The 24,987-nt window shown below is 71.2% G+C and carries 25 protein-coding genes; 12 read left to right on the top strand and 13 right to left on the bottom strand.

The genetic code is table 11. The features are described from left to right. The first annotated feature begins 194 nt into the window (after positions 1–194). A complete protein-coding gene (locus tag AN215_RS00690) occupies positions 195–1,847 on the top strand; it encodes an alpha/beta hydrolase (RefSeq protein WP_079122563.1) in 1,653 nt (550 codons plus the stop codon). A gap of 88 nt (positions 1,848–1,935) precedes the next feature. Here the strand turns inward: AN215_RS00690 and AN215_RS00695 are convergent, their stop codons facing one another. The 6 genes from AN215_RS00695 to AN215_RS00715 form a co-directional block, all read right to left on the bottom strand. Then, complete coding sequence (locus AN215_RS00695) at positions 1,936–2,667, bottom strand: lysophospholipid acyltransferase family protein (protein WP_070008743.1); 732 nt, start codon at positions 2,665–2,667, stop codon at positions 1,936–1,938. Positions 2,668–2,754: 87 nt separating this feature from the next. After that, the gene (locus AN215_RS29680) at positions 2,755–2,913 is read right to left on the bottom strand and encodes a hypothetical protein (RefSeq protein WP_171904100.1); all 159 of its coding nucleotides are present in this window, start codon (positions 2,911–2,913) and stop codon (positions 2,755–2,757) included. 113 nt (positions 2,914–3,026) lie between these two features. After that, positions 3,027–3,977 carry a cytochrome c oxidase assembly protein gene (locus AN215_RS00700; RefSeq protein ID WP_070008744.1) on the bottom strand — a complete coding sequence of 317 codons (951 nt, stop codon included), beginning with the start codon at positions 3,975–3,977 and terminating at the stop codon, positions 3,027–3,029. Positions 3,978–4,127: 150 nt separating this feature from the next. After that, positions 4,128–4,856 carry a type 1 glutamine amidotransferase gene (locus tag AN215_RS00705; RefSeq protein ID WP_070008745.1) on the bottom strand — a complete coding sequence of 243 codons (729 nt, stop codon included), beginning with the start codon at positions 4,854–4,856 and terminating at the stop codon, positions 4,128–4,130. 31 nt (positions 4,857–4,887) lie between these two features. Further along, on the bottom strand, positions 4,888–6,126 hold the full coding sequence (locus AN215_RS00710) for a Mur ligase family protein (RefSeq protein ID WP_070008746.1): 1,239 nt from the start codon (positions 6,124–6,126) through the stop codon (positions 4,888–4,890). Positions 6,127–6,298: 172 nt separating this feature from the next. Further along, on the bottom strand, positions 6,299–6,946 hold the full coding sequence (locus AN215_RS00715) for a TetR/AcrR family transcriptional regulator (RefSeq protein WP_070008747.1): 648 nt from the start codon (positions 6,944–6,946) through the stop codon (positions 6,299–6,301). 154 nt (positions 6,947–7,100) lie between these two features. Between AN215_RS00715 and AN215_RS00720 the strand changes: the two genes are divergently transcribed. From AN215_RS00720 to gndA, 4 genes are all read left to right on the top strand, one after another. Next, positions 7,101–8,333: an acyl-CoA dehydrogenase family protein gene (locus AN215_RS00720; protein ID WP_070008748.1), complete on the top strand. Its 1,233-nt coding sequence runs from the start codon at positions 7,101–7,103 to the stop codon at positions 8,331–8,333. A gap of 104 nt (positions 8,334–8,437) precedes the next feature. Beyond that, positions 8,438–9,238: a DUF427 domain-containing protein gene (locus AN215_RS00725; protein WP_070008749.1), complete on the top strand. Its 801-nt coding sequence runs from the start codon at positions 8,438–8,440 to the stop codon at positions 9,236–9,238. Between the two features lie 68 nt (positions 9,239–9,306). Next, a complete protein-coding gene (locus AN215_RS00730; protein WP_070008750.1) occupies positions 9,307–9,900 on the top strand; it encodes a pyridoxamine 5'-phosphate oxidase family protein in 594 nt (197 codons plus the stop codon). A gap of 60 nt (positions 9,901–9,960) precedes the next feature. Continuing rightward, positions 9,961–11,403: an NADP-dependent phosphogluconate dehydrogenase gene (gene gndA / locus AN215_RS00735; RefSeq protein WP_070008751.1), complete on the top strand. Its 1,443-nt coding sequence runs from the start codon at positions 9,961–9,963 to the stop codon at positions 11,401–11,403. 638 nt (positions 11,404–12,041) lie between these two features. Here gndA and AN215_RS00740 read toward each other — a convergent pair. Together AN215_RS00740 and AN215_RS00745 are read right to left on the bottom strand one after the other, a co-directional pair. Beyond that, positions 12,042–12,272, bottom strand: a complete 231-nt coding sequence (locus AN215_RS00740) for a DUF6480 family protein (RefSeq protein ID WP_070008752.1) — start codon at positions 12,270–12,272, stop codon at positions 12,042–12,044. 79 nt (positions 12,273–12,351) lie between these two features. Then, complete coding sequence (locus tag AN215_RS00745; RefSeq protein WP_070008753.1) at positions 12,352–13,011, bottom strand: alpha-ketoglutarate-dependent dioxygenase AlkB family protein; 660 nt, start codon at positions 13,009–13,011, stop codon at positions 12,352–12,354. 226 nt (positions 13,012–13,237) lie between these two features. Between AN215_RS00745 and AN215_RS00750 the strand changes: the two genes are divergently transcribed. Continuing rightward, the gene (locus AN215_RS00750; RefSeq protein ID WP_070008754.1) at positions 13,238–13,504 is read left to right on the top strand and encodes a GlsB/YeaQ/YmgE family stress response membrane protein; all 267 of its coding nucleotides are present in this window, start codon (positions 13,238–13,240) and stop codon (positions 13,502–13,504) included. 251 nt (positions 13,505–13,755) lie between these two features. After that, positions 13,756–14,808 carry a phosphatidylinositol-specific phospholipase C domain-containing protein gene (locus AN215_RS00755; protein ID WP_070008755.1) on the top strand — a complete coding sequence of 351 codons (1,053 nt, stop codon included), beginning with the start codon at positions 13,756–13,758 and terminating at the stop codon, positions 14,806–14,808. Positions 14,809–14,957: 149 nt separating this feature from the next. On the opposite strand, the gene AN215_RS00760 is transcribed toward AN215_RS00755, so the two are convergent. Both AN215_RS00760 and AN215_RS00765 read right to left on the bottom strand, forming a co-directional pair. Beyond that, positions 14,958–16,493, bottom strand: coding sequence for an ATP-dependent DNA ligase (locus AN215_RS00760; RefSeq protein WP_070008756.1), 1,536 nt, complete (start codon positions 16,491–16,493; stop codon positions 14,958–14,960). Positions 16,494–16,589: 96 nt separating this feature from the next. Next, positions 16,590–16,934 (bottom strand): DUF3140 domain-containing protein, encoded by a 345-nt coding sequence (locus AN215_RS00765; RefSeq protein ID WP_070008757.1) that lies wholly within the window; start codon positions 16,932–16,934, stop codon positions 16,590–16,592. A 483-nt stretch (positions 16,935–17,417) separates the two neighbouring features. On the opposite strand from AN215_RS00765, the gene AN215_RS00770 reads away from it, so the two are divergent. From AN215_RS00770 to AN215_RS00790, 5 genes are all read left to right on the top strand, one after another. Beyond that, positions 17,418–18,578, top strand: coding sequence for a polyprenyl synthetase family protein (locus AN215_RS00770; protein WP_079122565.1), 1,161 nt, complete (start codon positions 17,418–17,420; stop codon positions 18,576–18,578). A gap of 249 nt (positions 18,579–18,827) precedes the next feature. Next, the gene (locus AN215_RS00775; protein WP_107374247.1) at positions 18,828–19,364 is read left to right on the top strand and encodes a Dps family protein; all 537 of its coding nucleotides are present in this window, start codon (positions 18,828–18,830) and stop codon (positions 19,362–19,364) included. 46 nt (positions 19,365–19,410) lie between these two features. Continuing rightward, entirely contained in the window at positions 19,411–19,869 is a 459-nt protein-coding gene (locus tag AN215_RS00780) for an SRPBCC family protein (protein WP_070008759.1), read from the top strand. 131 nt (positions 19,870–20,000) lie between these two features. Further along, positions 20,001–21,074 (top strand): LacI family DNA-binding transcriptional regulator, encoded by a 1,074-nt coding sequence (locus AN215_RS00785; protein WP_070008760.1) that lies wholly within the window; start codon positions 20,001–20,003, stop codon positions 21,072–21,074. Between the two features lie 16 nt (positions 21,075–21,090). Further along, positions 21,091–21,294 (top strand): hypothetical protein, encoded by a 204-nt coding sequence (locus AN215_RS00790; RefSeq protein WP_070008761.1) that lies wholly within the window; start codon positions 21,091–21,093, stop codon positions 21,292–21,294. Between the two features lie 132 nt (positions 21,295–21,426). Here AN215_RS00790 and AN215_RS00795 read toward each other — a convergent pair whose 3' ends face one another. Genes AN215_RS00795 through AN215_RS00805 form a run of 3 tightly spaced genes read right to left on the bottom strand, consistent with a single transcriptional unit; the run spans position 21,427 to position 24,946 of the window. After that, positions 21,427–23,049: an amidohydrolase gene (locus AN215_RS00795; protein ID WP_216093785.1), complete on the bottom strand. Its 1,623-nt coding sequence runs from the start codon at positions 23,047–23,049 to the stop codon at positions 21,427–21,429. Then, positions 23,046–24,572 carry a sodium:solute symporter family protein gene (locus tag AN215_RS00800; RefSeq protein WP_070008762.1) on the bottom strand — a complete coding sequence of 509 codons (1,527 nt, stop codon included), beginning with the start codon at positions 24,570–24,572 and terminating at the stop codon, positions 23,046–23,048. Before AN215_RS00800 ends, AN215_RS00795 begins: the two co-directional genes overlap by 4 nt. Beyond that, positions 24,569–24,946, bottom strand: coding sequence for a DUF3311 domain-containing protein (locus AN215_RS00805; RefSeq protein ID WP_079122566.1), 378 nt, complete (start codon positions 24,944–24,946; stop codon positions 24,569–24,571). Before AN215_RS00805 ends, AN215_RS00800 begins: the two co-directional genes overlap by 4 nt. Positions 24,947–24,987 lie beyond the last annotated feature (41 nt).

Genomic DNA, 24,987 nt, shown 5'->3' on the forward strand with positions numbered 1-24,987 from the left:
CCAGGCGCCGGCTACCCGAACGGCCGCGCTGCTCAGGCGTGCACCGGCCGGGACCGGTAGATTCACGACTTGATAAAGATCGCCTGCGCACCCTGTCCCCTGTGTGCCGCGGGCAGGTAGGGATCGACGTTAACCGTGATCAACGATCACGGTCTGCCTCCAGCGGCCAGCCACCCCAAGGGGGACCACCCCACGTGAACATACGAAACGCAAGCATCGCCGCCGTCGGCGCAGCCGCGCTCACGGCCGGCTTCGTCCTAGTCCCCCCGGCGTTCGCGGACGCCCGCAGCGGCCAGGCCCAGCCCGGCGGTGGTGCCGAGGCCCGAGGCGTGAAGATCGCAGCGGCGCGCGCCGCCAAGGAGGGTGTCGACTGGAAGGACTGCCCGGAGGACTGGGGAGTCCAGAAGCCCGTCCAGTGCGGGTTCGTGACCGTTCCCGTCGACTACAGCGACCCCGGCGGACGTACGATCAAGATCGCCGTCGACCGGGCCGAGTCCACCGGTGCCGAGAAGGACCACCAGGGTTCGCTGCTCTACAACCCGGGCGGGCCCGGCGGCTCCGGGCTGTCCTTCCCCACGCGCATCACCAAGAACGACGCCCTTTGGAAGAAGGCCGCGAAGGCCTACGACTTCGTCGGCTTCGACCCGCGCGGGGTCGGGCATTCCGCGCCCGTCTCCTGCATGGACCCCCAGGAGTACGTCAAGGCTCCGAAGCAGGACCCGGTGCCCGGCGACGAGGCTGACAAGAGGGCCCAGCGCAAGCTGGCCGAGGAGTACGCCGAGGGCTGCAAGGAGCGCAGCGGCGGCCTGCTGCCGCACATGACGACGCCCAACACCGCCCGCGACCTCGACGTCATCCGTGCCGCTCTGGGCGAGAAGAAGCTGAACTACCTCGGGGTGTCCTACGGGACCTACCTCGGCTCCGTCTACGGCACCCTCTTCCCGGCGCATGTGCGCCGCATGATCCTCGACAGCGTCGTCAATCCCTCCCGCGACCAGATCTGGTACAAGAACAACCTCGACCAGAACGTCGCCTTCCAGGGCCGCTGGGAGGACTGGACGAAGTGGGTCGCCGAGCACGACGAGACCTACGGCATCGGCGACACGGCCGCGAAGGTGAACGAGCAGTGGAAGAAGCTGCGGGCCGAGGCCGCGAAGAAGCCCTTCGGCGGCGTCGTCGGGCCGGCGGAACTGCTGACCTTCTTCCAGAACGCCCCGTACTACGACCAGATGTGGCCGCAGGTCGCCAAGGTCTGGTCCGACCACCGCAAGGGGAACGAGAAGGCTCTCGTCGAAGCCGCCGGACCCGATCTGTCCGACAAGGCCGGCAACAAGGCGGCGGAGAACGGCAACGCCGTCTACACGGCCGTGGAGTGCACCGACGCCAAGTGGCCCGCCGGCTGGGACAAGTGGGACAGCGACAGCACGCGGCTGCACGAGAAGCACCCGTTCCTCACCTGGTCCAACACCTGGCTCAACCTGCCCTGCGCCACCTGGCCGGTGAAGCAGCAGGAACCGGTCGAGGTGGGTTCGGGGGAAGGGCTTCCGCCTGTCCTGATCACCCAGTCCGAGCGGGACGCGGCCACCCCGTACGGCGGTGCCCTGGAGGTGCACAAGCGCCTCAAGGGCTCGCGGCTCATCACCGAACGGGACGCCGGCTCGCACGGAATCACCGACGTCAGGAACCCTTGCATCAACAAGCGTGTCGAGACCTATCTCCTCGAGGGCACGGTGGGCGGGAAGGACGTCGTCTGTGCGCCGCACTCGGCGCCGGTCCCGCAGATCGTCCCCAGCGTGAGCCTGCCGGAGGCCAAGGCCGGCGCCGCGCGGCTGCAGGGGCCGCGCTGAGCTGAGGGCGCGGGCCGACAGCGCAACGCACGAGGGGCGGCCGGAACATCCGGCCGCCCCTCGTCACGTACCGCCAGGTCCAGGCGGCTCAGCTCTTGCCGCGCTCCTCGCTCCGCCCCCGTGTACGGGCCTGCTGCCGTTCCTGCGCCTGAAGGGCCTTCGCCTCGGGCGCGTACATGTCTACGTACTCCTGGCCGGACAGCTGAAGGATCTCGTGGATGATCTCGTCGGTCACGGCCCGCAGCACCGTGCGCTCGCCCTCCATACCCGCGTAACGGGAGAAGTCCAGAGGCTTGCCGAAGCGGATCGTCACCCGCCCGAACCGGGGCATCTTCCGTCCCGGCGGCTGCAGTTCGAAGGTGCCGACCATCGCACAGGGAATCACCTTCACCCCTGCCTGAAGAGCCATCGACGCGACGCCGACCCTGCCCTTGTACAGCCGTCCGTCGTGGGACCGGGTGCCCTCGGGATAGATGCCGAGCAGCTCGTCCTTGCGGAGAACGCCCAGACCCTCGTCGATGGCGGCCTGCCCGGCGCCCTTGCCCGAGCGGTCCACCGGGATCTGGCCCACGCTGCGGAAGAACGCCGCCGTCAGACGGCCCTTCAGGCCCGGCCCGGTGAAGTACTCCGACTTCGCAAGGAATGTGATGCGCCGTCGCAGGATCGCCGGCATCAGGAAGTGGTCCGAGACGGAGAGATGGTTCCCGGCCACGATGGCCGCCCCGTCGTCAGGGATGTTCTCCAGCCCTTCGATCCGCGGACGGAAGTACAGGCGCAACAGGGGCCCCAGCAACACGTACTTGAACAAGTTGTAGAACACGCTAAGGCCTTCCCCCATGCGTTCCGGTGAGATCGCAGGGTAGCTCCCTCCCCGGCGGGCGGGGGAGGGGGCCCACCGCTGACGGACTCAGTTCCGCTGTGCGGAGACGGCTCCCAGCGTGACGAGTACGAGCACGACCCACGCGAACCACAGCCACCCGCTGCTCCCCAGGGTCACCGTGTAGGCCGTCACGAGCACCAGCGCCGACACGGTACCGACGGTCATCGCCTTCGCTGAGCCAGGCATCCTTGCACCCTCCTCCCGCGATCCGGCCGGGCGACGGGGATTCCCGTACAAAAAGGACCGGATCCGCCTCCAATGGTCGCTCGCCGGAGGGCGGTGGCGCTACCGTCCGGAGGTCACTGCTGACGGGCCTGCAGGGATGCCAGGTAGGCGTTGTAGGCGGCCAGCTCCTTGTCGCCGTCACGGTCGGCCATCCTGTCCCTGCGGCGCGCCTCGCGCTCCTCCGACCTGTGCCACTGGAAGACCAGGGCGAGGAGCACCAGCACGGACGGGATCTCGCTGAACGCCCAGGCGATCCCGCCCGCGGCCGTCTGGTCGGACAGCGCTGTCACCTGCAGTGACGCCGACGGGTTCGCGTACGTGGCGATCATCGGCTCCGAGGCCATCATCAGCGCGATGCCGAAGAAGGCGTGGAAGGGCATTCCGGCGAACAGCTCCAGCATCCGCATCAGGTAGCCGGGCCGGTGCGGCCCCGGGTCGACGCCCATGATCGGCCAGAAGAAGACCAGCCCGACCATCAGGAAGTGGACCATCATCGCCAGGTGCCCGGCGGCCGACCCCATCAGGAAGTCGAAGAGCGGCGTGAAGTACAGCCCGTAGAGACTCGCGATGAACAGCGGGATCGTGAAGCCGGGATGGGTGAGGACGCGCAGCGCGCGGCTGTGCAGCAGCGCCACCAGCAGCTCCCGCGGGCCCTTGCGCCCGCGCCCCGCCGACGGCAGCGCACGGAGCGTCAGCGTCACCGGCGCTCCCAGCAGCAGCAGGATCGGCGAGAGCATGCTGATGATCATGTGCTGGACCATGTGGACGCTGAAGAGCACCATCCCGTACTCGTTCAGCGCCGTGCACATCGTCACGGCGACACTGAGCACACCCAGCACCCACGCGACGGTGCGGGGCAGCGGCCACGCGTCACCACGCCTGCGGAGCCGCGCCACGGCGGCGGCGTACAGGGTCAGCGCCAGCAGGCACCCCACCAGGAAGAACGGCTCCCCGGTGAACTCCAGACCGCGGCCGAGTGTGAACGGCGGCAGATCCATCGTCATGCCGTGCCCGCCGTGGTCCATCTGCGCTCTCTCCTGACTTGGGCTGCCCGACAAGCGTATTCGCCCGCTCCCGGGCCGTGGCCCCCGGGGACCCGCTCCCGGTCCGGGCATGAAAGACCCCGCCTCCGGTACGGCGACCGGGGGCGGGGAAGGAAGGGCCGTCAGGCGGCGTCAGGCGGGCTGCAGCGCCGCGGAGATGCGCTCCTTGCGCAGCGCCTCATACCACTGGTCGTTGACCGACGGAAGCGCGTTGACATCCAGCGCGAGCTTGATGAGGTGGTCCGCGATCTGGGGGTTGCGCGCCAGAACCGGGCCGTGCATGTACGTGCCGAAGACGGTGTCGTTCCACGCGCCCTCGGTGCCGTCCCCGGTGCCGTTGCCCTTGCCCAGCCGCACCCGGGCGAGCGGGCGGGCGCCGGGCCCGACGTGCGTGATGCCCTGGTGGTTCTCGAAGCCCGTCAGCTCCGGCAGGCCCAACTCGCCGTCGATGTCGGCCAGTACGTCGCCCACGCAGCGCTCCGCCTCGCCACGGGTGCTGACCACGTCCAGCAGTCCGAGGCCGCGCTGGGGCTCTCCCAAGTCGTTGACGAACTCCCGGCCCAGGATCTGATAGCCGGCGCAGACGGAGAAGATGATGGCGCCGTTGTCGACGGCCCGGCTGAGCCCGCCGTCGCGCAGCAGCCGCTCCGCGGCGAGCCGCTGCGGCCGGTCCTCGCCGCCGCCGATCAGATAGATGTCCGCCGAGGTCGGCACCTGCTGGTCGGAACGGACGTCGGTGCGCTGCACAGCAAGCCCCCGCTGCTGCGCGCGCCGCTCCACCACCAGCGCGTTGCCCTGGTCGCCGTAGGTGCTGAGGAGGTCGGGGTAGACCCACACCACCCGCAGGCCCGTGTCACTCATGCTCGCCAACTCCTTGAGCGGGTCGATGGATTCAGTTGCCGACGACGCGGCGCAGGTCCTGGAAGGCCGTGTAGTTCGCGATCGCCTCGATGCGTCCGGGCGGGCACGCCGAGACCGCTTCGGCCGCGCTCTCGCAGACCTGGAAGTCGACGCCGGCGACCTCCAGCCGTACGGCCAGGTCCAGCTTGCGGTCGCCGATCACGCAGATCGGGTGCCCGGCCAGCCGCGAGTAGTCCACGTCCCAAAGCCAGGAGGTGTCCGTGCCGTCGGCGCCGCGCGCGTTGACCGAGAGGATGACGGGAGCGGGCGGCGCGTCGATGAGGGAGAAGGTCTCCAGCCAACCGGCGGGGTTCTTCGCCAGCAGCAGCCGCACCTCGCGGCCCCGGTAGTTCACCACGTCGTAGCGGCCTGCGACGGCGGTCACCGAGTGCATCCGCTCCAGCGCCACCTGAGGGGCCACCCCGAACGCCGCGGCGACGGCGGCCGACGTCGTGGCATTGGCCTTGTTGGCGCGGCCCGGGAGCTGCAGTTTGATCGGCCAGGCGGAGCCGTGCGGGTCCAGCACCTCGTCCCCGGACAGCGCCCAACTCGGCGTCGGGCGGCGGAAACCGCACTCGCCGCAGAACCAGTCGTCGTCCGGGCGCTGCATGACGCCGCCGCACGCGGGGCACGACCACGCGTCGTCCTTCCACTCCTGGCCGGCGGCCACCCACACCACGTTCGGCGCGGAGGAGGCCGCCCAGACGACGAGGGGGTCGTCGGCGTTGGCGATGACGACGGCCTTGGTGCCGGAGAGCCCCTCACGCCAGCGCTCGGCGAGCATGCGCGTCTCGGCGGCACGGTCGAGCTGGTCGCGGGAGAGGTTCAGCAGGGCGATCGCCTTGGGGGTGACATCGCGTGCGACGGCGTCGAGGTACTTCTCGTCGACCTCGATCACGCCGTACCGGGCGTCCGATCCGCCCGCGAGCGCCGACGTGATCCCTGCGGGCATGTTCGCGCCCAGCGCGTTGGAGACCACTCCGCCGTTGGCGCGCAGCGCCTCGGCGATCAGGCGGGTGGTGGTGGTCTTGCCGTTGGTCGCGGACACCAGGACCACGTCGAGATGATGGGCCAACTGAGCCAGCAGGTCGGGATCGAGTCTCAGAGCGACCCTGCCGCCGATCACCGATCCGCTGCCGCGACCCGCTGCCCTCGACACCGCCGCCGCGGCCTTGCCCGCCGTCACGGCCAGCCTGGCCCGCGGAGACAGCGGCTCCTGGTTGCCTGCCATCGTCCTGCTCCTCCTTGCCCCTCGGTGGGGAGCAGCCTACCGAGGTCCGCCGCTGTGCCCGAACCGCCTCACCCACAGCCGACTTGCCCTCATGCACAGGTGACCCGCTCCTGCCCGGGGGCCGGGGCCGCCGTCTGCACGCGGACGTGTGCGCGGAAGCTCCGTGGCGCTCTCAGAGGCGGCCGGGGGCGCCGGGACGGTCCTCGGCGCTCGCAAGGCTGCCCCACAGCAGGTCGGCGAGCTGCCTCACCAACTCCGCCCGCGAACAAGGCCGTTCGCGCAGCCACCAGTCACCGGCGGCGTAGGCCATGCCGACGACGCCGTGTCCCCATACGCGCGCCGCCTCCTGACCGCCGGGCCCGAGGTCGAGGCGTTCCTCGATCACCTTGCCCAGCTCGTCCCCGAGGCGGCGCAGCAGGGGAGCGGAGTGCTGCCCCGCGTCGAAGCCCCGGTCGCTGCCCGAGCCTCCCTCGGAGGGGTGCATCAGGAAGCGGTAGACCTGGGGCCGGACCTCGATGGCGGCGAGGTAGGTGTCCAGCGTGGCCTCGACGCGCTGGCGCCGCTCCGCGGGGGCGTCCAGCGCCGCTCTCAGCGCGCTGAGCAGGGCGTCGGTGTGCCGTACGGCCAGCGCACGATAAAGCCCCTCTTTGTCCCCGAAATGGCGGTAGAGGATGGGTTTGGTGATTCCCGCCTCTGCGGCGATGGCGTTCATCGAGGCACCCGGGCCCTCGCGCAGCACCACGCGGTCGGCGGCCTCCAGCAGCTCTTTGCGGCGCTGCTCCGCGGCGCTCCGCTGCTCCGCCGGCTGTGTGGTCTCCATGGTGCCTCCCCACCCTTTGCAATCTCGCTACCCCAGCGAAACGTAACACCCGTCGCAGCCGGATGACCGGTCGCGGCCGGGAGTTGACATCAATTACCGACCAGTAACAGACTTGCCATTACCATTGGTAACTCTGCTCTTGGAAGGACGGGTCATGGGCGACTCCGCATTCGCGCTCGATCTCAATGACGACCAGAAGGAGATCCGTGAGTGGATTCACGGATTCGCGGCCGACGTGATCCGCCCGGCGGCCGCCGAATGGGACGAACGCGAGGAAACCCCCTGGCCCGTCATCCAGGAAGCCGCGAAGATCGGTCTGTATTCGCTCGATTTCTACGCGCAGCAGTTCTTCGACCCGACCGGTCTCGGCATCGCCATGACGATGGAGGAGCTGTTCTGGGGCGACGCCGGGATCGCCCTGTCCATCGTGGGCACGGGCCTGGCGGCCGTCGGCGTACTGGCCAACGGAACCGAGGAGCAGATCGGCACCTGGGTCCCGCAGATGTACGGCACCCCCGATGACGTGCAGGTCGCCGCCTTCTGCTCCTCCGAACCCGACGCCGGCTCCGACGTCTCGGCCATGCGCACCCGCGCCGTCTACGACGAGGCCAAGGACGAGTGGGTCCTCAACGGCACCAAGACCTGGGCCACCAACGGCGGCATCGCCAACATCCACGTCGTCGTCGCCGTCGTCGACCCCGAGCTGGGCTCCAAGGGGCACGCGTCCTTCATCGTCCCGCCGGGCACGCCGGGCCTGTCCCAGGGCCAGAAGTTCAAGAAGCACGGCATCCGCGCCTCGCACACCGCGGAGGTCGTCCTGGAAGACGTCCGCGTTCCCGGCAGCTGCCTGCTGGGAGGCAAGGAGAAGCTGGACGAGCGTCTCGCCCGCACGCGTGAGCGCGCCAAGCAGGGCGGTGAGCGCGTGAAGAACGCGGCCATGGCCACCTTCGAGGCCTCACGCCCGGCTGTGGGCGCGCAGGCCGTGGGCATCGCGCGGGCCGCGTACGAGGTCGCGCTCGACTACGCCAAGGACCGGGTCCAGTTCGGGCGGCCCATCATCGACAACCAGGGCATCGCCTTCCAGCTGGCCGACATGCGCACCCGCATCGACGCTGCCCGCCTGCTGGTGTGGCGCGCCTCGTGGATGGCGGCGGCGGGCAGGCCGTTCGAGTCCGCGGAGGGGTCCATGTCGAAGCTCTACGCGGGCGAGACGGCCAAGACGGTCACGGCCCAGGCCATGCAGATCCTCGGCGGCAACGGTTACACACGCGAATACCCGGTGGAGCGGATGCACCGCGACGCCGCCATCTACACGATCTTCGAAGGGACGAGCGAGATCCAGCGGCTGGTCATCGCCCGGACGGTCTCCGGGAGCCCCATCCGGTGAGATGAGCGGGACCGGACCGTACGGGTGAGAGCCCGCGCCGGGGCGGACGCGGTGCGAGAGTGGGAAGCGCACCGCACCGCCACGCTGATCCGGAGGCGCAGACCATGACCCTCACCCTCGGCGGCGGACCGCTCGCCTCGCGGTCCCCGGAGACCGTCAACTACACCATCGACGGCCCGGCTCACCGGCTGCTGTGGCAGCCGTTCCCGCGCCGCGTACGGGCGCTGCTGGGCAGCGAGACGGTGCTGGACTCCGCCGGCGCCAAGCTGCTCCACGAGAGCAACCTGCTGCCGCAGCTGTACGTACCGCAGGGCGACCTGCGCGAGGACCTGCTGGAGGAGAGCGGCCACACCACCCACTGCCCCTTCAAGGGCGACGCCCGCTACTGGAGCGTGCGCTCCGGCGACCGCCTCGCGGAGAACGCCGTGTGGAGCTACCCGGATCCGCTGGAGGGCGCCGGGTGGCTCAAGGGACACGTCGCCGTGTACTGGGCGGCCATGGACGCCTGGTTCGACGAGGACGAGGAGGTCAGCGGGCACGTACGCGACCCGTACCACCGCGTCGACGTACGCCCCACCGGCCGTCACGTGGTGGTCAGGGCCGCGGGCACGGAGATCGCCGAGAGCCGCAGGGCGTACCTGCTCTCCGAGACGGGCCTGCCCAACCGCTACTACCTTCCGGCGGCCGACGTACGCACCGAACTCCTGCGGCCCAGCGCGACCCACACGCACTGTCCCTACAAGGGCCGGGCCTCCTACCGGACGCTGCGCACCGGCGGCGTCGTCATCGAGGACGCCGCGTGGTGCTACGAGCAGCCACTGGACGAGGCGGTGCGCATCGCCGGACACCTCTGTTTCCTCGCCGACGGCATCGAGACCGTCGTCGACGGCACGCCCCTGAGCTGACACCCGGGTGCCGCGCGCTTTGGTGAAATCCCCGCTCGGCGGGCCCGGTTGCGGCCCACAATGCCGGGATGGGCAAGATCTACGAACGCATCGACGGCGGGCTCCGTGCCTTCATCGAGGAGCAGCACGTCTTCTTCACCGCGACCGCGCCGCTGGCCGCCGACGGGCACGTCAACGTGTCACCCAAGGGCCTCGCCGGGTCCTTCGCCGTGCTCGACGAGACCACCGTGGCCTACCTCGACCTCGGCGGCAGCGGCGCCGAGACCGTCGCGCATCTGCGGGAGAACGGCCGCGTCACCCTGATGTGGTGCGCCTTCGGCGGTCCGCCGCGCATCGTACGCATCCACGGCACCGGGACCCCCGTCTTCCGCGACGACCCGCGCTTTGCGGAGCTGCTGCCGCACTTCGACGAGAGCATGCGCAGGCGCACGGACCTGCGTGCCCTCATCACGGTGCGCGCGGAGCGGATCAGCGACACGTGCGGCTTCGCGGTGCCCTTCATGGAGTGGCAGGGAGACCGTCCCCTGCACACCCGGCGCTTCGCCCGCGAGACCGACGAATCCTTCGCCGCGTACTGCGAGAAGAAGGAGCACGTCGGCGTCAGCCTCGACGGGCTGCCGGCTCTGCCCCTGCCTCTTCCGCCCCTCAGCCGCGAGGGCTGAAGCCGCCTGAGTCGTGTCCCCTCCGCAACGCCCCGACCGCACTTCACAGGAGCATCCAGCATGAGCACCAGCGCACACATCGGTGTCACCGGCCTCGCCGTCATGGGCCGGAACCTCGCCCGCAACTTCGCACGCAACGGATACACCGTCGCCCTGCACAACAGGACCGTCTCCAGGACCCGTGACCTCGTGCGCGACTTCTCCGACGAGGGCAGCTTCGTCGCCGCCGAGTCGGCGGAGGAGTTCGTCGCCGCACTGGAACGGCCACGACGGCTGGTGATCATGGTCAAGGCAGGTGGTCCCACCGACGCAGTCATCGACGAGTTCGCCGCACTGCTCGAACCCGGAGACGTGATCATCGACGGCGGCAACGCCCACTACGCCGACACCCGCCGCCGCGAGAAGGCACTCCGGGAACGAGGACTGCACTTCGTCGGCGCCGGCATCTCCGGCGGTGAGGAAGGCGCGCTGCACGGCCCGAGCATCATGCCCGGCGGCTCCGCCGACGCCTACGAGTCGCTCCGCCCGATGCTGGAGAGCATCGCCGCCAAGGCCCCGGACGGCACTCCCTGCACCACCCACGTCGGCCCCGACGGCGCGGGCCACTTCGTGAAGATGGTGCACAACGGCATCGAGTACGCGGACATGCAGCTGATCGGCGAGGCCTACCACCTGCTCCGCGACGTCGCCGGCTACAGCCCCGCCCGCATCGCCGAGACCTTCCGCGAGTGGAACACGGGCCGTCTGGACTCCTACCTCATCGAGATCACCGCCGAGGTCCTGTCCCACGACGACGCCGCGACCGGAGAGCCCTTCGTCGACGTCGTCGCCGACCAGGCAGAGCAGAAGGGCACCGGCCGCTGGACCGTGCAGACCGCACTCGACCTCGGAGTGCCGGTCTCAGGCATCGCCGAGGCGGTCTTCGCCCGCTCCCTGTCGGGCCACGCCGATCTGCGCTCCGCCAGCACCCACCTGCCGGGCCCTGCCGCCGCGCCGCTCGCCCCGGACGACGCCGAGCGGTTCGCGGAGAAGGTCGAACAGGCGCTCTACGCCTCGAAGATCACCTCGTACGCGCAGGGCTGGAACATGATCTCCAGCGGCAGCCAGGAATACGGATGGGACATCGACCCCGGCGCAGTCGCCGCCATCTGGCGCGCGGGGTGCATCATCCGCGCGGTCTTCCTGGACCGCATCCGTGCCGCGTTCGCCGCCCGGCCCGATCTGCCGACCCTTCTGGCGGACGACCGCTTCGCCAAGGAGATCGGCGAGGCACAGGGCGACTGGCGGTCGGTGGTGGCCACCGCGGCCGGGCACGGCATCCCCGTGCCGGGCTTCTCCGCCGCCCTCGCCTCGTACGACGCCCTGCGCAGCCCGAGGCTGCCCGCCTCCCTCACACAGGGGCAGCGCGACTTCTTCGGAGCGCACACCTACCGGCGCACGGACCGCCCGGGGACGTTCCACACGCTCTGGGGCGGTGACCGCAGCGAGGTGTCCGCGGACTGACCGGCGGGTGCCCACCCGGGCGTCAGCCGGCGGGCGGGGAGTGCCACGCGGACAACCGGGCACCCGCAGCGGGAGCAGGAACAGGCCGCTACGTGAGACCGCTGGAGTTGTGATGGCTCAGCAGCCAGGCACGAGGTTCGCGTCCGTGCGGGCGCGCGACCCGGTTCCGCCGAAGCCCACTCCGCCGCCCGGCCCCGGCGGGCCGGGTCCCGGGCCTGCACCCGATCCGGTGCCGGCGCCGACACCGGCCCCGCCGCCGGGGCCCGCACCCGACCCGATCCCGCCGGCTCCCGGTCCCGAGCCCGTCCCGCCGGACCCGGAGCCGCAGCCGGCTCCGCCGGCGCCGTGACGCAGCTGCCGTAGTGCCGTAGGAGAGCGAGCCGGTCCGCGACGGCGGACCGCCCCGGACGGAGGCCGTGGGCGACAGGCACATCCCCTTCCTGCCTGTCCGCCCACGGCCTCCGGCTGTGCCGGCCCAGGCCGCACCGCCGCAGAGACACGCACGTGCACGGTCGGACACGGCAGGACCGTGCCCCGACGCGACCGGTCACCGCCGGGATTCCGCCTTGCGCCCGGCTCCTCGCCCGACTCACGGCGCCGCGAGCGCTGCTCCGGCGCCGTGAGCAGGGCGCCTCCGCTCAGAGCTCGACCGCCCAGGCCAGGAAGTAGACCAAGAAGACCGCGACGAGCAGCGCCAGCACGATCACCGGCGTCCTCGCCCAGCCCTTCGCGGGGTTGTGGCGTTCGTCCGGCCCGGCGCCGCCCGTGCTGTCCTCGCCGGGAGGCGTCTCCCCGGGCGGTACACCACCGCCCGGCTCCAGACCGGGTGTGTGCCGGGGATCGTCCGGGTCCGGGTATTTCTCGTCCATGGCCCCCGGGTGGGCAGCGATGCGCGATCCATACACGCAGAGGGGCACCGGCCGCCGTCTCCGCCGGTCCGGTCCGGGTTCAGTCCGCCAGACCGGTGACCCGCAGAGTGAGGTTCAGCCGCCCCGACGCCATGCCCGTGGCCGGGTCGCCCGTGCCCGGGAAGACCTTCGTCACGCCGTGGTAGGCGAACCGGGACGGGCCGCCGAAGACGAACAGGTCGCCCGAGGCCAGCTCGATGTCGGTGTACGGCCGGCCGCGCGAGGCGGTGTTCCCGAAGCGGAAGACGCACGAGTCGCCGATGCTCAGCGAGACGACCGGTTCGGCCGATTTTTCGTCCTTGTCCTGATGCATGCCCATCCGTGCGCTGCCGTCGTAGAAGTTGACCAGTGCCGTGTCCGGGGCGTACTGCCGCGTGGCCTCGCTCTCGCCGTACGCGTCGCCCAGTGCCCGGCGGCCGAACTCCGCCAGCCATCCGGGAAAGCCGGCCACCCGGCGCCCGTTCACGTCGTCGGCGGTACGTGTGTAGCGGTAGGGCTGCCAATGCCATCCCAGGCACACCGTCCGCACCGACATCACGCCGCCGCGCGGCAGCCTCGTGTGCCGGAGCGGTACGGGACCGGCCGCCCACTCCCGGCAGGCCGTGGCCAGACGCCGCTGCTCATCCATGCCGAGCCACCCGGGCAGATGCACGGCACCGGGCGCGGGGCGCGACGGGGGAGCGGGGATGAGGGCGTCCAACTGCCGGACCTCCTTGGTGCTTTGCCGCTGTACGAACCGGGCCGGCCGCACACCGCCAGTGTCGCAGCCCGGTACGGAAGCGGACGGCGGGAATCGGCCGCCGGCCCCCGCGCCGGTGACGGCACGCAGGGGGCGTCGCACGCAGGGAAGCCGAGGTGAGAAGTGCCGAGTGCAGGCCCGGTAAGCGGGCAGAAGGAGGGAACACGACGACCGACAAGGGGAGATCATGGAGATCTCAGGCATCATCAGCGCCATCGTCATCGGGATCGTCATCGGCGTGCTCGGGCGGCTCATCGTGCCCGGACGTCAGCGCGTCGGCCTCCTCCTGACGATCGGGGTCGGCATCGTGGCCGCCCTGATCGGGTCGGCCATCGCCACGTACTTCGGTGTGGCCGACACCAAGGGGGTCGACTGGGTCGAGTGGCTGATCCAGCTCGTCCTGGCGGCACTCGGCGTCTCCGCCCTCGACCGTTCGAAACGCCGCCGCCGCTGAGCGGCACGCCCACGCGGCGAACCCGTCGACCGCAGGGGCCCCTTGCCGGACACATGCTCCGGCAAGGGGCCTTCGCATGCCGCCGGCCCGGTGCCGCTGCCGGCGCCGGTCGCTGAGCCCCTGCCGGTCACCGGCCCTGTGACCGGTCCCCTGTTGCGCTGGGCACTTTCGCCGCAACCCGTACCCCCGGACGGTGAACCGCTCTACGCTGATGGCCACTTGGACCCCCCACACCACCAAGGACTCAGGCCATGAGCAGATCCCGCCTCGCCCTCGCCGTGTCGACTGCCGCGCTCGTCACCGCCGCCACCGCGCTCGCCCTCCCGGTCACCGCCCAGGCGGGCCCCGGGAATCCGGCAGCCTCCTCCTACGGCGACACCACAGGAGTCGGCGTGCACAACGCCTACGAGCAGGACAAATACGAGTACTTCGCCGACGCTCTCGACTCGGGCGCCTCCCTCCTCGAACTCGACGTGTGGACCAACGTCCTCGGCAAGGGCTGGCGTGTCTCACACAGCAACCCCACCGGGAACGACAACAACTGCGAGAACGCCGCATCCGCGGACGAACTGCGCACGAAGGAACGCGATCAGCGCCTCGACGGCTGCCTCGCCGACATGCGCGCCTGGCACGACGCCAACCCAGGACATCCGCCCGTCCTCATCAAGGTCGAGATGAAGGACGGCTTCTACGACAAGGCCGACCGCGGCCCCGACGAACTCGACGCCCTGCTCGGCGAGAAGCTCGGTGACGCCCTGCTGCGCCCCTCCGACGTCACCGGTGGACACGCCACCCTCGACGAAGCCGTGGGAAGCACCGGCTGGCCCGCCCGTGACGCCATGGCCGGCAAGTTCCTCGTGGAACTGATCCCCGGCACCGTCGAGGAGGAGAACCCGGCCGACGACCTGTGGACGGACGAGGAGTACGCCACCCACCTCAAGGACCTCGCCGCCGAGGGCTCGCTGGCCGAGGCCGGTGCCTTCCCGGCGGTGCACGGCGCGGAGAAGGGCGACCCCCGCACGGAACGCTACGAGGAGGCGCTGCGCCCCTGGTTCGTCGTCTTCGACGGCGACGCGGCGACGTTCACCGGCGACGGAATCGACACCGCCTGGTACCAGGAGAACGGCTATCTCACGGTGATGACGGACGCGCACAAGGTTGCCCCGGAGATCGACAACGTCGAACCGGGCGAGCAGGAGGCCCGCGACCGGGTCACCCAACTCGCCGCATCGCACGCCAGTTTCGCGACCTCCGACTGGTACCCGCTGCCGAAGGTCCTCTCGATGGTCGTCCCGCGCGGCTGAACCGCCTCAGGGGGCGGGGGACTTCACCCGTCCGGCACCGGCCGTCCGCCGCCCGCACCGCGGCCCGCTCGCCCCGCACCGCGGACGCCGCGGTGCCGGGCGGCCACGGGTACGCCCCACGCCCGTACGCCCATGCGCCGCTGCCCCGTTCACCGCCGCAGCACGAGGACGTCGTCGACCGTGTCGGCTTCCGCCGCGCTCTTGTCGGGCCGGTAGCGCACCACGCGTGCGAAGCGCAGCGTCACCCCCGCCGGGTAGCGCGTCGAGCGCTGCAGCCCGTCGACGGCGATCTCCACCACCAGTTCCGGGCGCACCGTCACGCCCCAGCGGTGCTCGTGCTCCGCGATCGCGAGCAGCTCCCCGGTCTGCCAGGCCAGCAGTTCGTCCGTCAGCCCCTTGAAGGTCTTGCCGAGCATCGCGAACGATCCGCCCGGCCACCGGGCGCCCAGATGGAGATTGGACAGACGCCCCGTGCGCCGCCCGTGGCCCCACTCCGCGGCCAGCACCACGAGATCGAGCGTGAAGACGGGCTTCACCTTCAGCCAGGACGCGCCGCGCCGCCCCGCCGTGTAGGCGGAGTCCAGCGCCTTGACCACGACGCCCTCATGGCCCTGGTCCAGGACCCGCTGGGCGAACTGCTCAGCGGCGCTGCGTTCTTCGTCCGACTGCGGACGGGCGACGACGAGGCGCCGTACCCGGAGGGACTCGGGAACGACCTGCGCGAGAGCCTCGTGACGCTGTGCCGCGTCCAGGTCCACCAGATCGCGGCCGTCGACCGAGAGCACGTCGAAGAAGCGCGGCGTCACCGGGAGAGTCCCACGCGCCGCGGTCACGTCAGCGTGCGACCCCACACGCTGGGAGACCTCCTGGAACGCACGCGGCCGGCCGTCCTCGTCCAGCGCTGTCACCTCGCCGTCCAGCACCACCTGCCGCACCGGGAGAGCGGCGACGGCGCCGGAGACCTCGGGAAGCCGGGCGGTGATGTCGTCCAGGGTGCGCGTGTAGATCCCCACGCTCTCGCCGTCCTTGTGCACCTGCACGCGGATGCCGTCCAGCTTCTCCTCCACGGCGCAGGGACCGAGCCGGTCGACCGCCTCCAGTACGTTCTTAGCGCTCTGCGCGAGCATCGGCTGAACCGGCCGGCCCGTCTGCAGCCGGAACTCCTCCAGCGCGGAGGGCCCTTCGGCCAGCAGCGCACTCGCGACCGCGCCGAGCGAACCACCGAACATCACGGCCCGGCGCACCTGCCCGGACGGTACGGAGACCGCCTCCGCCAGCCCCTCCACGGCGAACGCGTCCAGCGCTCCCTGCCGCAACTCGCCGGTGAGCAGCCGGAAGAGGAAGTCCTGCTCCTCCTCCGTCGCCGCGGACATCAACGCGTCCAGCAGGCGTTTCCGCTCCGTCTGTGCGCCCTTGCCCCGAACGGAGGCGATCTCCTCCAGCGCGGCGTCCACCTCGGCGATGGTCAACCGGGCCTCGGGCGACGGCGGATGGGACGACGAGAGGGTCCGGTAGCCGACACCGGTACGGCGCTGCGGCAGCCGGCCCGCCAAGTACGTGACGACGACCGGGACTTCGGCGGGCGAAGCCGCACGGAAGAGCTCCGCGAGCAGGGCCACCTTCTCCTTGCGGGCGGTGACCGTCGTGATCTCCCTCGACGTCCGGGCGATGTCGGCCAGCAGCATGGCACCATCCTCACTCGCCCGCCCCGGCTGCGCATCACCCGCGGCGCGGCGGTCCGCACGGCCGCCCCAGCCCCTGTGCGGTGCTTCCGGACGGCCTCAGCGCTGCGGGTCGTGCCCCCAGTTCATGAGGGCGAAGCGCCAGTCGGTGTCGCTGACGTCGCCCCGCGGCCGGTGTTTGAGCTGCCGGTCGATGTGGTGGATCGCCCGGCGCATGTGCACCAGGTCGTCCGCGGTGAAGTCCGCCCGAGGGGTGCGCAGCAGCCGCAGTATGCGCCGCCCGGCGGCGTGGCCGTGGCTCTCCCGCTGACCCTTGTGCCGGCCCACGTTGCGCGACCGCTCCGTCTCCAGCCAGTGCTCGAGCTGGCCGGCGGGCAGATTCACGTGCCGGGCGAAGTCGGCGAAGAGCTGATCGCGCTGGGATCCCTGCTTCATGTCACTCATGGGGCGTCCCCTCTCCCGTACAGGTCTTCCGGCCGGTCGGGCGGGGCTCCGGAGCCGCCCGGTGAAGTCCCGCGGCCCTGGCCGGCGGCTCGGAGAACGCCGGCGTCCGTACGGGCCACCACGCGTGTTCCGTCCGCGATCCGGCGGCGGAACCTCCCGAGTGCCGCATGGCCCTGGGTTCTCCGTGACAGCCGGCGGTCCCGGAGGATGTCTCTGCCCCTCGGCATCGGTGTGTGCCGCCTTTCGCATGATTCGTACCATTCGGTGGACGGGTGCCCCACCGGCCCCGGTGAATGCCTGCAGGTCCGCTCCGCCCCTGGTCCGGGCCGTCTCGTCGCCCCGTACGGCCGCTTCCCGGCAGGTGCGCGGTGCGGAGGTGCACCTGCGCGGCACTGCTGAAAAACTCTCTGCAGATCTCCCTTCACCGTCCGTGAGTGCGAGCGGCGTGCCCGCTGTCGGGCCGACCCGTGGGAAGGAGCCGCCATGCAGCGCCGACCCAGCGCGCATGTACGCGAAGGGAACCAGGACGTACGGGACGTCCGTACGCTCGGCATCGATCCCGATCAGGACACCGCGGCCGTCATCGAGGCGCTGCTGACCCGGCACATCTCGGTCCGCAGGGAGGAGGCCGCCCGCAGCAGCGGCCGGTTCGCGGAAGACGTCATCGACCTGCTGGCCGATGTCGTCCTGCGCGGCGGGAAGCGCACCCGGCCCGCGTTCCTGTGGTGGGGCTGGCGCGGCTGCGGCGGTGCGCCGCGGGGCGCGGGAGCCGAGGCGGTGCTCAAGGTCGCCACGGCACTGGAGCTGATCCAGGGCTGTGCGCTCATCCACGACGACCTGATGGACGGCTCGCTGTTGCGCCGGGGCGCGCCGGCCGCCCACGTCGCCTTCGCGAACCAGCACCGGGCGGCGGGGCTGCGCGGCAACGCCGACGCCTTCGGGGTCTCGGCCGCCATCCTCGCCGGCGACCTCGCGCTGGTGTGGGCGGACGACCTGTTCGAGACCGCCGGGCTCGACAGCAGGGCCAGACGGGCCGTCGGTCCCGCCTGGCAGGCCATGCGTACCGAGACCATCGCCGGCCAGTACCTCGACCTGTACGGGCAGGGCACCGGCGTGGACTCTCCCGAGGAGTCGCTGCGGGTGGCCTACCTCAAGAGCGGGCTCTACACCGTCGAACGCCCCCTCCATCTGGGAGCCGCCATGGCGGGAGCGGGCCCGGAGCTCATCGCCGCGCTGCGCCGGGCGGGACGCAGCGCCGGCGTCGCCTTTCAGCTGCGCGACGACCTCGCCGGCGTCTTCGGAGGGCCAGTCCGTACGGGCAAACCGGCCGGTGACGACATCCGGGACGGTGTCTCCACGTATCTGATGGCCATCGCGCTGCAGCGGGCACGCGCACACGGCAGACACGAGGCCGAGCGGCGGCTGCGTGCCGCGCTCGGCAACCAGGAACTCCGCGCCGGCGAGCTCGGGCGGATCCAGGACCTCCTCACCGGTCTCGGTGCCGTCGCCGCCGTCGAGGCGCGCATCGGCCAGCTCGCCGCGTCCGCGCTCACGGCTCTGGAACAGGCCCGTCTGGCGCCGCCTGCCGACCAGCGGCTCAGCGCGCTCGTACGGAGCGTCGCGGCGCCGCCGGCCGGCACGTGAACGCCCGGAGCGTCCAGGTGGCCGGCGCCGGCGGGCGCTCCGGCGCCGTACCGGCCTCACACCCGCGGGAGAACCCGCGCCGCCACGGGTTCACCGCTCCCGAATGGGCGACTCGGCGCTCTCCCGGCGCGCGCCAGGAGGTCGCCGGTGGTCGCATGGGAGAAGCCGCCGAGGTGGGGCGGACCGTCCGCGGAGAGGGAGAGACGAGTGCCGAGCAGTGCGCCCGAACCGAAGTACACGGTCCCCGGCATGTCCCAGCGGGACGGCGGCGACGTCATCCGGCTGCTGATGATGCGGCTGCATGCCCTCAACGACCTGGCCCTCACCTTGAAGCACATCCACTGGAACGTGGTCGGCCCGCACTTCATCGCCGTCCACGAGATGCTCGACCCCCAGGTCGACTCCGTACGCGACATGACCGACACCACCGCTGAGCGCATCTCCACACTCGGCGGATCGCCGAAAGGCACCCCCGGGGCCCTCGTGGCGGAGCGCCGGTGGGAGGACTACGCCATCGGCCGCGCCGAGTCCATCGAGCACCTCGGTGCTCTCGACCTCGTCTACAGCGGAATCATCAAGGACCACCGGGAAGCGGTGAAGGCCACCGACGAGACCGACCCCATCACCCAGGACATGCTCATCGAGCAGTTGCGGAGCCTCGAACTCTTCCAGTGGTTCGTACGGGCACACCTGGAGAGCGCCGGCGGTGCACTGAGCACCGCGAGCGCGAGCTCCGAACGGGACGCGGCGGACAAGGCCACCAGACAGGCCCGCAAGCAGCCCTGAGGGGAGGCCGGTCCAGGAGGTGATCCGAGGCAGGGGAGAGAAGGCGATGGCCGGACAGTTCGAGGTGACGACGGAGATCGACCGTCCCGTCGAGGAGGTCTTCGCATTCCTCGCCGACGGGCGGAACGACCCCGATTTCAGCCCCAGGGTCGAGGAGATGGCGAAGGTGACCGACGGCCCGACCGGGGTGGGCACCGTGTACAGGAGCACGGTCAAGGACGCCGGGGTGCGCACCCGCCGGGAATTCCGCATCACCGAGTTCGAACCGCCGACCAGGATCCGCTGGACGGAGATCTCGGAGAATCTGGTGACCGCGGAGGAGGGCGGCTACGACCTGGAGGCGGCGGGTGAAGGCCGCACGCGCGTGCGGCTGTTCAACTCCCTCACCGGTCACGGCGTCGGCAAGATGATCGCCGGTGTCGCCCTGAACGCCGCACGCAAGGACGCGGAGGACTTCGGAAGGCGGATCAAGCAGGCCGTCGAATCGGCCAGGAACCGGTCCTGAGGTCCCGGCGGTCCTGAACCGTCCCGAGGCGCGGGGTGCAGCTGCCGCACCGAAAAAAGAATTGGACACCCGCTGCCGCGGCGCACTACTGTATCGATACAGACTTAATCGATACAGAAGCGGTGGGCACCATGGATTCGCGAGGCAAGCGGGCGACTCTGCAGACCGTCGCGGACGCCGTCGGGGTGTCACGGACGACCGTCTCCAATGCGTACGGCCGTCCCGACCAGCTCAACAAGGACCTCCGTGAGCGGATCTTCGAGGCCGCGCGGCGCCTCGGCTACTCCGGCCCGGACGCCACGGCGCGTTCGCTGCGGCGGGGGAGGGCCGGAGCCATCGGACTCGTCTTCACCGAGACCCTCTCCTACGCCTTCGCCGACCCGTACTCGGTGGGTTTCCTCCGGGGCGTGGCCGAGGTCGCCGAGGCCTCGGGCACCGGCCTGCTGCTCATCCCCATGCCGCCCGCCGGCGGGGGCGACTCGGAGACGGCCGTGCGGAACGCGGTCGTGGACGGCTTCTGCCTCTACTGCGTGCCCAAGGGGCACCCCGCGAAGGAGCTGATACGGGCACGGGGACTGCCGCTCGTGACCACCGACGAGAGCGACGACCCGTCGATCCCGTATGTCGGCATCGACGAGAGGGCGTCGGCCCGGCTGGCCGGAGAACACATCGCCAGACTCGGCCACCGGCGGGTCGCGGTCATGGTCGACCACGTCGTCGGCCCGGGGGTGTCGGGCCCCGCGAGCCTCGACGAGCAACTCGCCTCCGACTGCGCGGACCTGCGCGGCCGCCTCGCGGGCTACCGCGACGCCCTGGAAGAGGCCGGAGTCGACTGGAGCAGCGTCCGCGTCGTCGCAGCGGGCCGCAACTCCCGCTCCGCCTCAGCCTCCGCCGCTGCCCACTTCCTCGACGTCGCCGAACGGCCCACCGCGGTGCTCGCGATCGGCGACGTGCTCGCGCTCGGGGTGCTCGACGCCTGCGAGCAGCGGGGGCTCGCCGTCGGACGTGACATCTCCGTCGCCGGCTTCGACGACGTCCCGGAAGCGGGCAGGGCACGCCTGACGACCGTGCGCCAGCCCATGGGCGAGAAGGGGCGGCTCGCAGGCCGGCTGCTGCTCGAACCCCCGGAGGAGGAGAAGGTGCCGCGCATCAAGCTGCCCACCGAACTGGTAGTACGGGCCACCACCGGCCCGGCACCCCACTGACCCCGAAGGAGACGCCATGTTCCCGATCGAAGGCCCCATCGTCGCCGACGCGACACGTCATCTGGCCCACTCCGCGCTGCCCGACGCTCCCGTCGTCCCGGACGGGCCCGAGAAGGTCCGCAAGTCGCGTCGCACGCTCGCACGTACGCTGCGCGGCATCGCCGACCGTCTCGAACCGCCTCGCTGCGTCGACCCGGCGCTGCGGCCGCACCCGCAGTAGCGGGGCGGCGCTCAGGCGTGGCCGCCGTGGAGCGGTCCCGGCCGGCGGCCTGTCCGTCCGGCCGGACACGGCGGACGCCTCTCCCGTACGTCAGAGGTGTCCGCCGTTTCCGCCGCCGCGAGATGTCACCGGTCACCCCTCGTGGACGCACTCACCCCCGACGTACGTGGCACGCACCGGCACGGAGCCGATGCCCTCCGGCTCCACGGTGAGGATGTCCTCGCCCAGCACCGTGAAGTCGGCGAGACAGCCGGGCTCCAGGCGCCCCTTGTACCGTGAGGTGCCCTCCGCCTCGGCCGAGCCGAGAGTGAAGACGCCGAGCGCCTCCCGCGCGCTGATCCGCTGCGACGGACCGACCGGCACACCGTCGTCCGCCCCCTCCCGGGTGACCATCGACTGGATGCCCAGCAGCGGCTGATAAGGGCCGCACGGGTAGTCGGACGAACCGGCGACCGCGACCCCGGCGTCCAGGAACGAGCGGTGCGCGAACATGCGCTCGGTGCGCTCCTCGCCGTACCAGCGGTTCAACGCGCCGCCGTGGTAGCCCACATAGCCCGCGAAGGGCACCGCGACCGCGCCGAGCCTGCGCATCCGCTCCAGGATGTCCGCGTCGATGACGCTGCAGTGCTCGATGCGGTGCCGCAGGTCCGGCTGCGGCATCTCCCGCTGCGCGGCCTCGAACGCGTCGAGGACGAGACGGATCGCCGCGTCACCGTTGGCGTGGACGCCGATGCGGTTGCCGTCCCGGTGCACGGCCCGTACCTGCGCGGACAGCTCCTCCGTGGGCGTGGTCTGCAGCCCGTGGCCTCCGGAGTCGGAGTAGGGCTCCGCCAGCAGACACGTACGCCCGCCGATCGCGCCGTCCACGAACGCCTTCACCCCGACGAGCCGCAGCACGTCGTCGCCGAAGCCGCTGCCGACGCCCAGTGCCTGCGCCGCCGCGTAGTGGTCGATGGACAGCAGCATGCCGACGCGGAGGGTCAGTTCGTCCCTGGCCCGCGCCCGGCGCAGCAGGGCGATGTCCTCGGGGGCGATGAGGGCGTCGCACACGGAGGTCAGTCCTGCCGCGTGCCACTGCCGCTGGGCGCGGGACAGGCCGCGCAGTTTCTCCTGCGGCGAACTGGGCCGCAGGGGCGAGTCGCCGCGGGCGGTGGCGGGATAGACGACGTTCATCAGCGCACGCTCGATGAGCCGGCCGTCGAGGCGTCCGTCCGTGCCGCGCCCGAAGTCCCCGCCGTCGGGCGGCGAGGAGTCCTCGTCGATGTGGAGTGCCTGCAGCGCGGCGGAGTTGGCGACGCCCCAGTGGCCCGCGACCTGCACGACGAGGACGGGGTGTCCGGGCGCCGCACGGTCCAGGTCCCAGCGGGTGAGCCGGCCGGTCTTCGTGTCGTCGTACCGGCTGCCGCGAATCCACTCCCCGGGTGCGGCACGTGACGCCTCGGCCCGTACGTGGCCGAGCAGGTCCTCGACGCCGCCGACAGCGTCGGCCGACAGGTCGAGATGCAGCAAGTCCTCGGCGGCGATGGCTAGATGGATGTGCGCGTCGTTCAGGCCCGGTACGACGGCGGCGTCCCCGAAGTCGACCTCCTGCGCGCCGGGGAACCGGTCGCGCAGCTGCGTCACCGTGCCGGTGGCCGCGATCCGGCCGCCGGCGACGGCGATCGCCTCCGGCTCGGGACCGCCGCCCGTCTGCTGGCTCACGATGCGGGCGGCGCGGTGGAGCACGGGCCGGATCTCGCTGAGTCCGCCGGTCACTTGGCCTCCCTTGTCGCAGTTGCGGTATCCGGTGCGCGGTCCTGCGGGGCGACCGCGGGCGGGCCTCCCCGGGCGGGGCGCAGCCAGGTGACGGCACCGGTCACGGCGAGGTTCGCCGCCAGGGCGATGATGCCGCCGTTGATGCCGTTGAGCGGATCGTTGCCGGTGGCCCAGAGCAGCGTCATCACCGTCAGGCCCACCAGCATTCCCGCGACGGCCGCCGCGGCAGGCATCCGCCGCCAGTACAGCGCCAGCAACACGGCGGGAACCAGCTGCGCAAGGCCTTGATAGGACAGAACGGACAGCTGGACAAGGGTGTTGGGGAAGAACAGGCTTCCGGCCAGGGCCAGCAGCCCCGCCAGGAGACACACCAGCTGCGAGAGCCGCTTCGTGCGCATGTCGTCGGCCGGAGCCGAGCCGCTGCGGCGGCTGCGCGGGTCGGCTCCGTTGCCGCCGCCGAGCAGGGTACGTCCCCACAGCGTGCCGATCGCCAGCATGAACACGCTCATCGGGACGATCGCCGACAGCGCCCCCGCCACACCGATCACCGCGACGAGCGGAGCCGGCAGCGATTCGGTGACCAGCGAGAACAGCGCCAGGTCCGGGTTCTTCAGATCGGGCACCACGAACAGCGCCGTCGCGCCGACCATCATCGGGATGAACAGCAGCAGTTGGTACCACGGCAGCAGAACCGCGTTGCGGCGCAGGGCGTTCGGGGAGTTCGCGCTGAGGTAGCCGGCGACCGTCGTCGGGAAGATCGTGATGGTCACGGCGTTCAGCAGCAGCGTCGTGACGAACCACGTGCCGTCAAGGCCGTCCGACTCATGGCCGGGGAAGGTCAGCCACTCCGGCTTCTCCGTCACCATCCGGTGCATGAAGTCGCCCAGCCCGTCGACGAAGTGCATCGACACGTACACCGCGAGGAAGACCACGACGGCGATCACCAGGACGTCCTTGAGCGCGCTGACCCAGGCCGAACCGCGCAGACCGGACACCAGGATGAAGACCTCGGCGACGACGAAGGAGATCACCGCGGCGACGCGCAGATCGATGCTGCCGTACGTCATGGCGTTGACCACCACGCCCATGCCCTGAATCTGCACCTGGATGTAGGGCACGATGAAGATCGTCGCCACGACCGCGACGAGCATTCCCAACGGCCGGGAACGGAAGCGGTGTTCGGCCATGTCGGCGATGGATATCAGGCGGTGCCGGCTCGCGTACGTCCACAGGGCGGGGCCCACCACGTACGCCACGGCGAATCCCGTCGTCAGATACGCCACCAGATAGAGGATCGGCACGCCGAAGGAGAACGACCAGCCGGCCGTGCCGAGGAAGGAGAAGCTCGTGTAGGTCTCCCCGGCCATCAGCAGCCAGATGAACAGCACCCCCAGGCCGCGGCTGGAGACCGACCACTCCGCCAGTCCCTTGTCCCTGCCGCGCGCGCTGAGCAGACCCACGGCGATGGTGGCCACCATCGCCAGACCGAAGATCGTCGTCGCGATCGCAGCGGAGCCGCTCATGCCGGACCTCCCGTGGCGGCCGGCCCGCGCTCCTCGCCGCCTTCCGCGGCTCCGCCCGGGACGTCGTCCGCGGGTATCGGTTCGATCGCGTCAGCGCGGTAGGCGGGGTCGAGGCGGGCGGCAACCCAGATGATCACTGGGCTGACGACGGTCGCCATGATGATCCAGGCCAGCAGGAACGGCACACCGAGAATGCGCGGTTCGATGCTGTTGGCCACCACCGGCGCCGCGCAGTACAGCACACCGGGGACCACCAGCAGCCACAGCGAGCGGCGGCGCCTCTTCGCGGCCGGTGCCGCCCCGGGCGGACCAGCCCGGCCGGCCTCGTCCCGGCCGGGCTCCTCCTGGCCTGGTTCTGATCGGCTGTCGGACATGTCGCTCCTTCTGTGCTGCCGTCTGCGCTGCTGCTGCTCGT

The sequence above is a fragment of the Streptomyces abyssalis genome (assembly GCF_001751365.1).
Taxonomy (GTDB): Bacteria; Actinomycetota; Actinomycetes; order Streptomycetales; family Streptomycetaceae; genus Streptomyces; species Streptomyces abyssalis.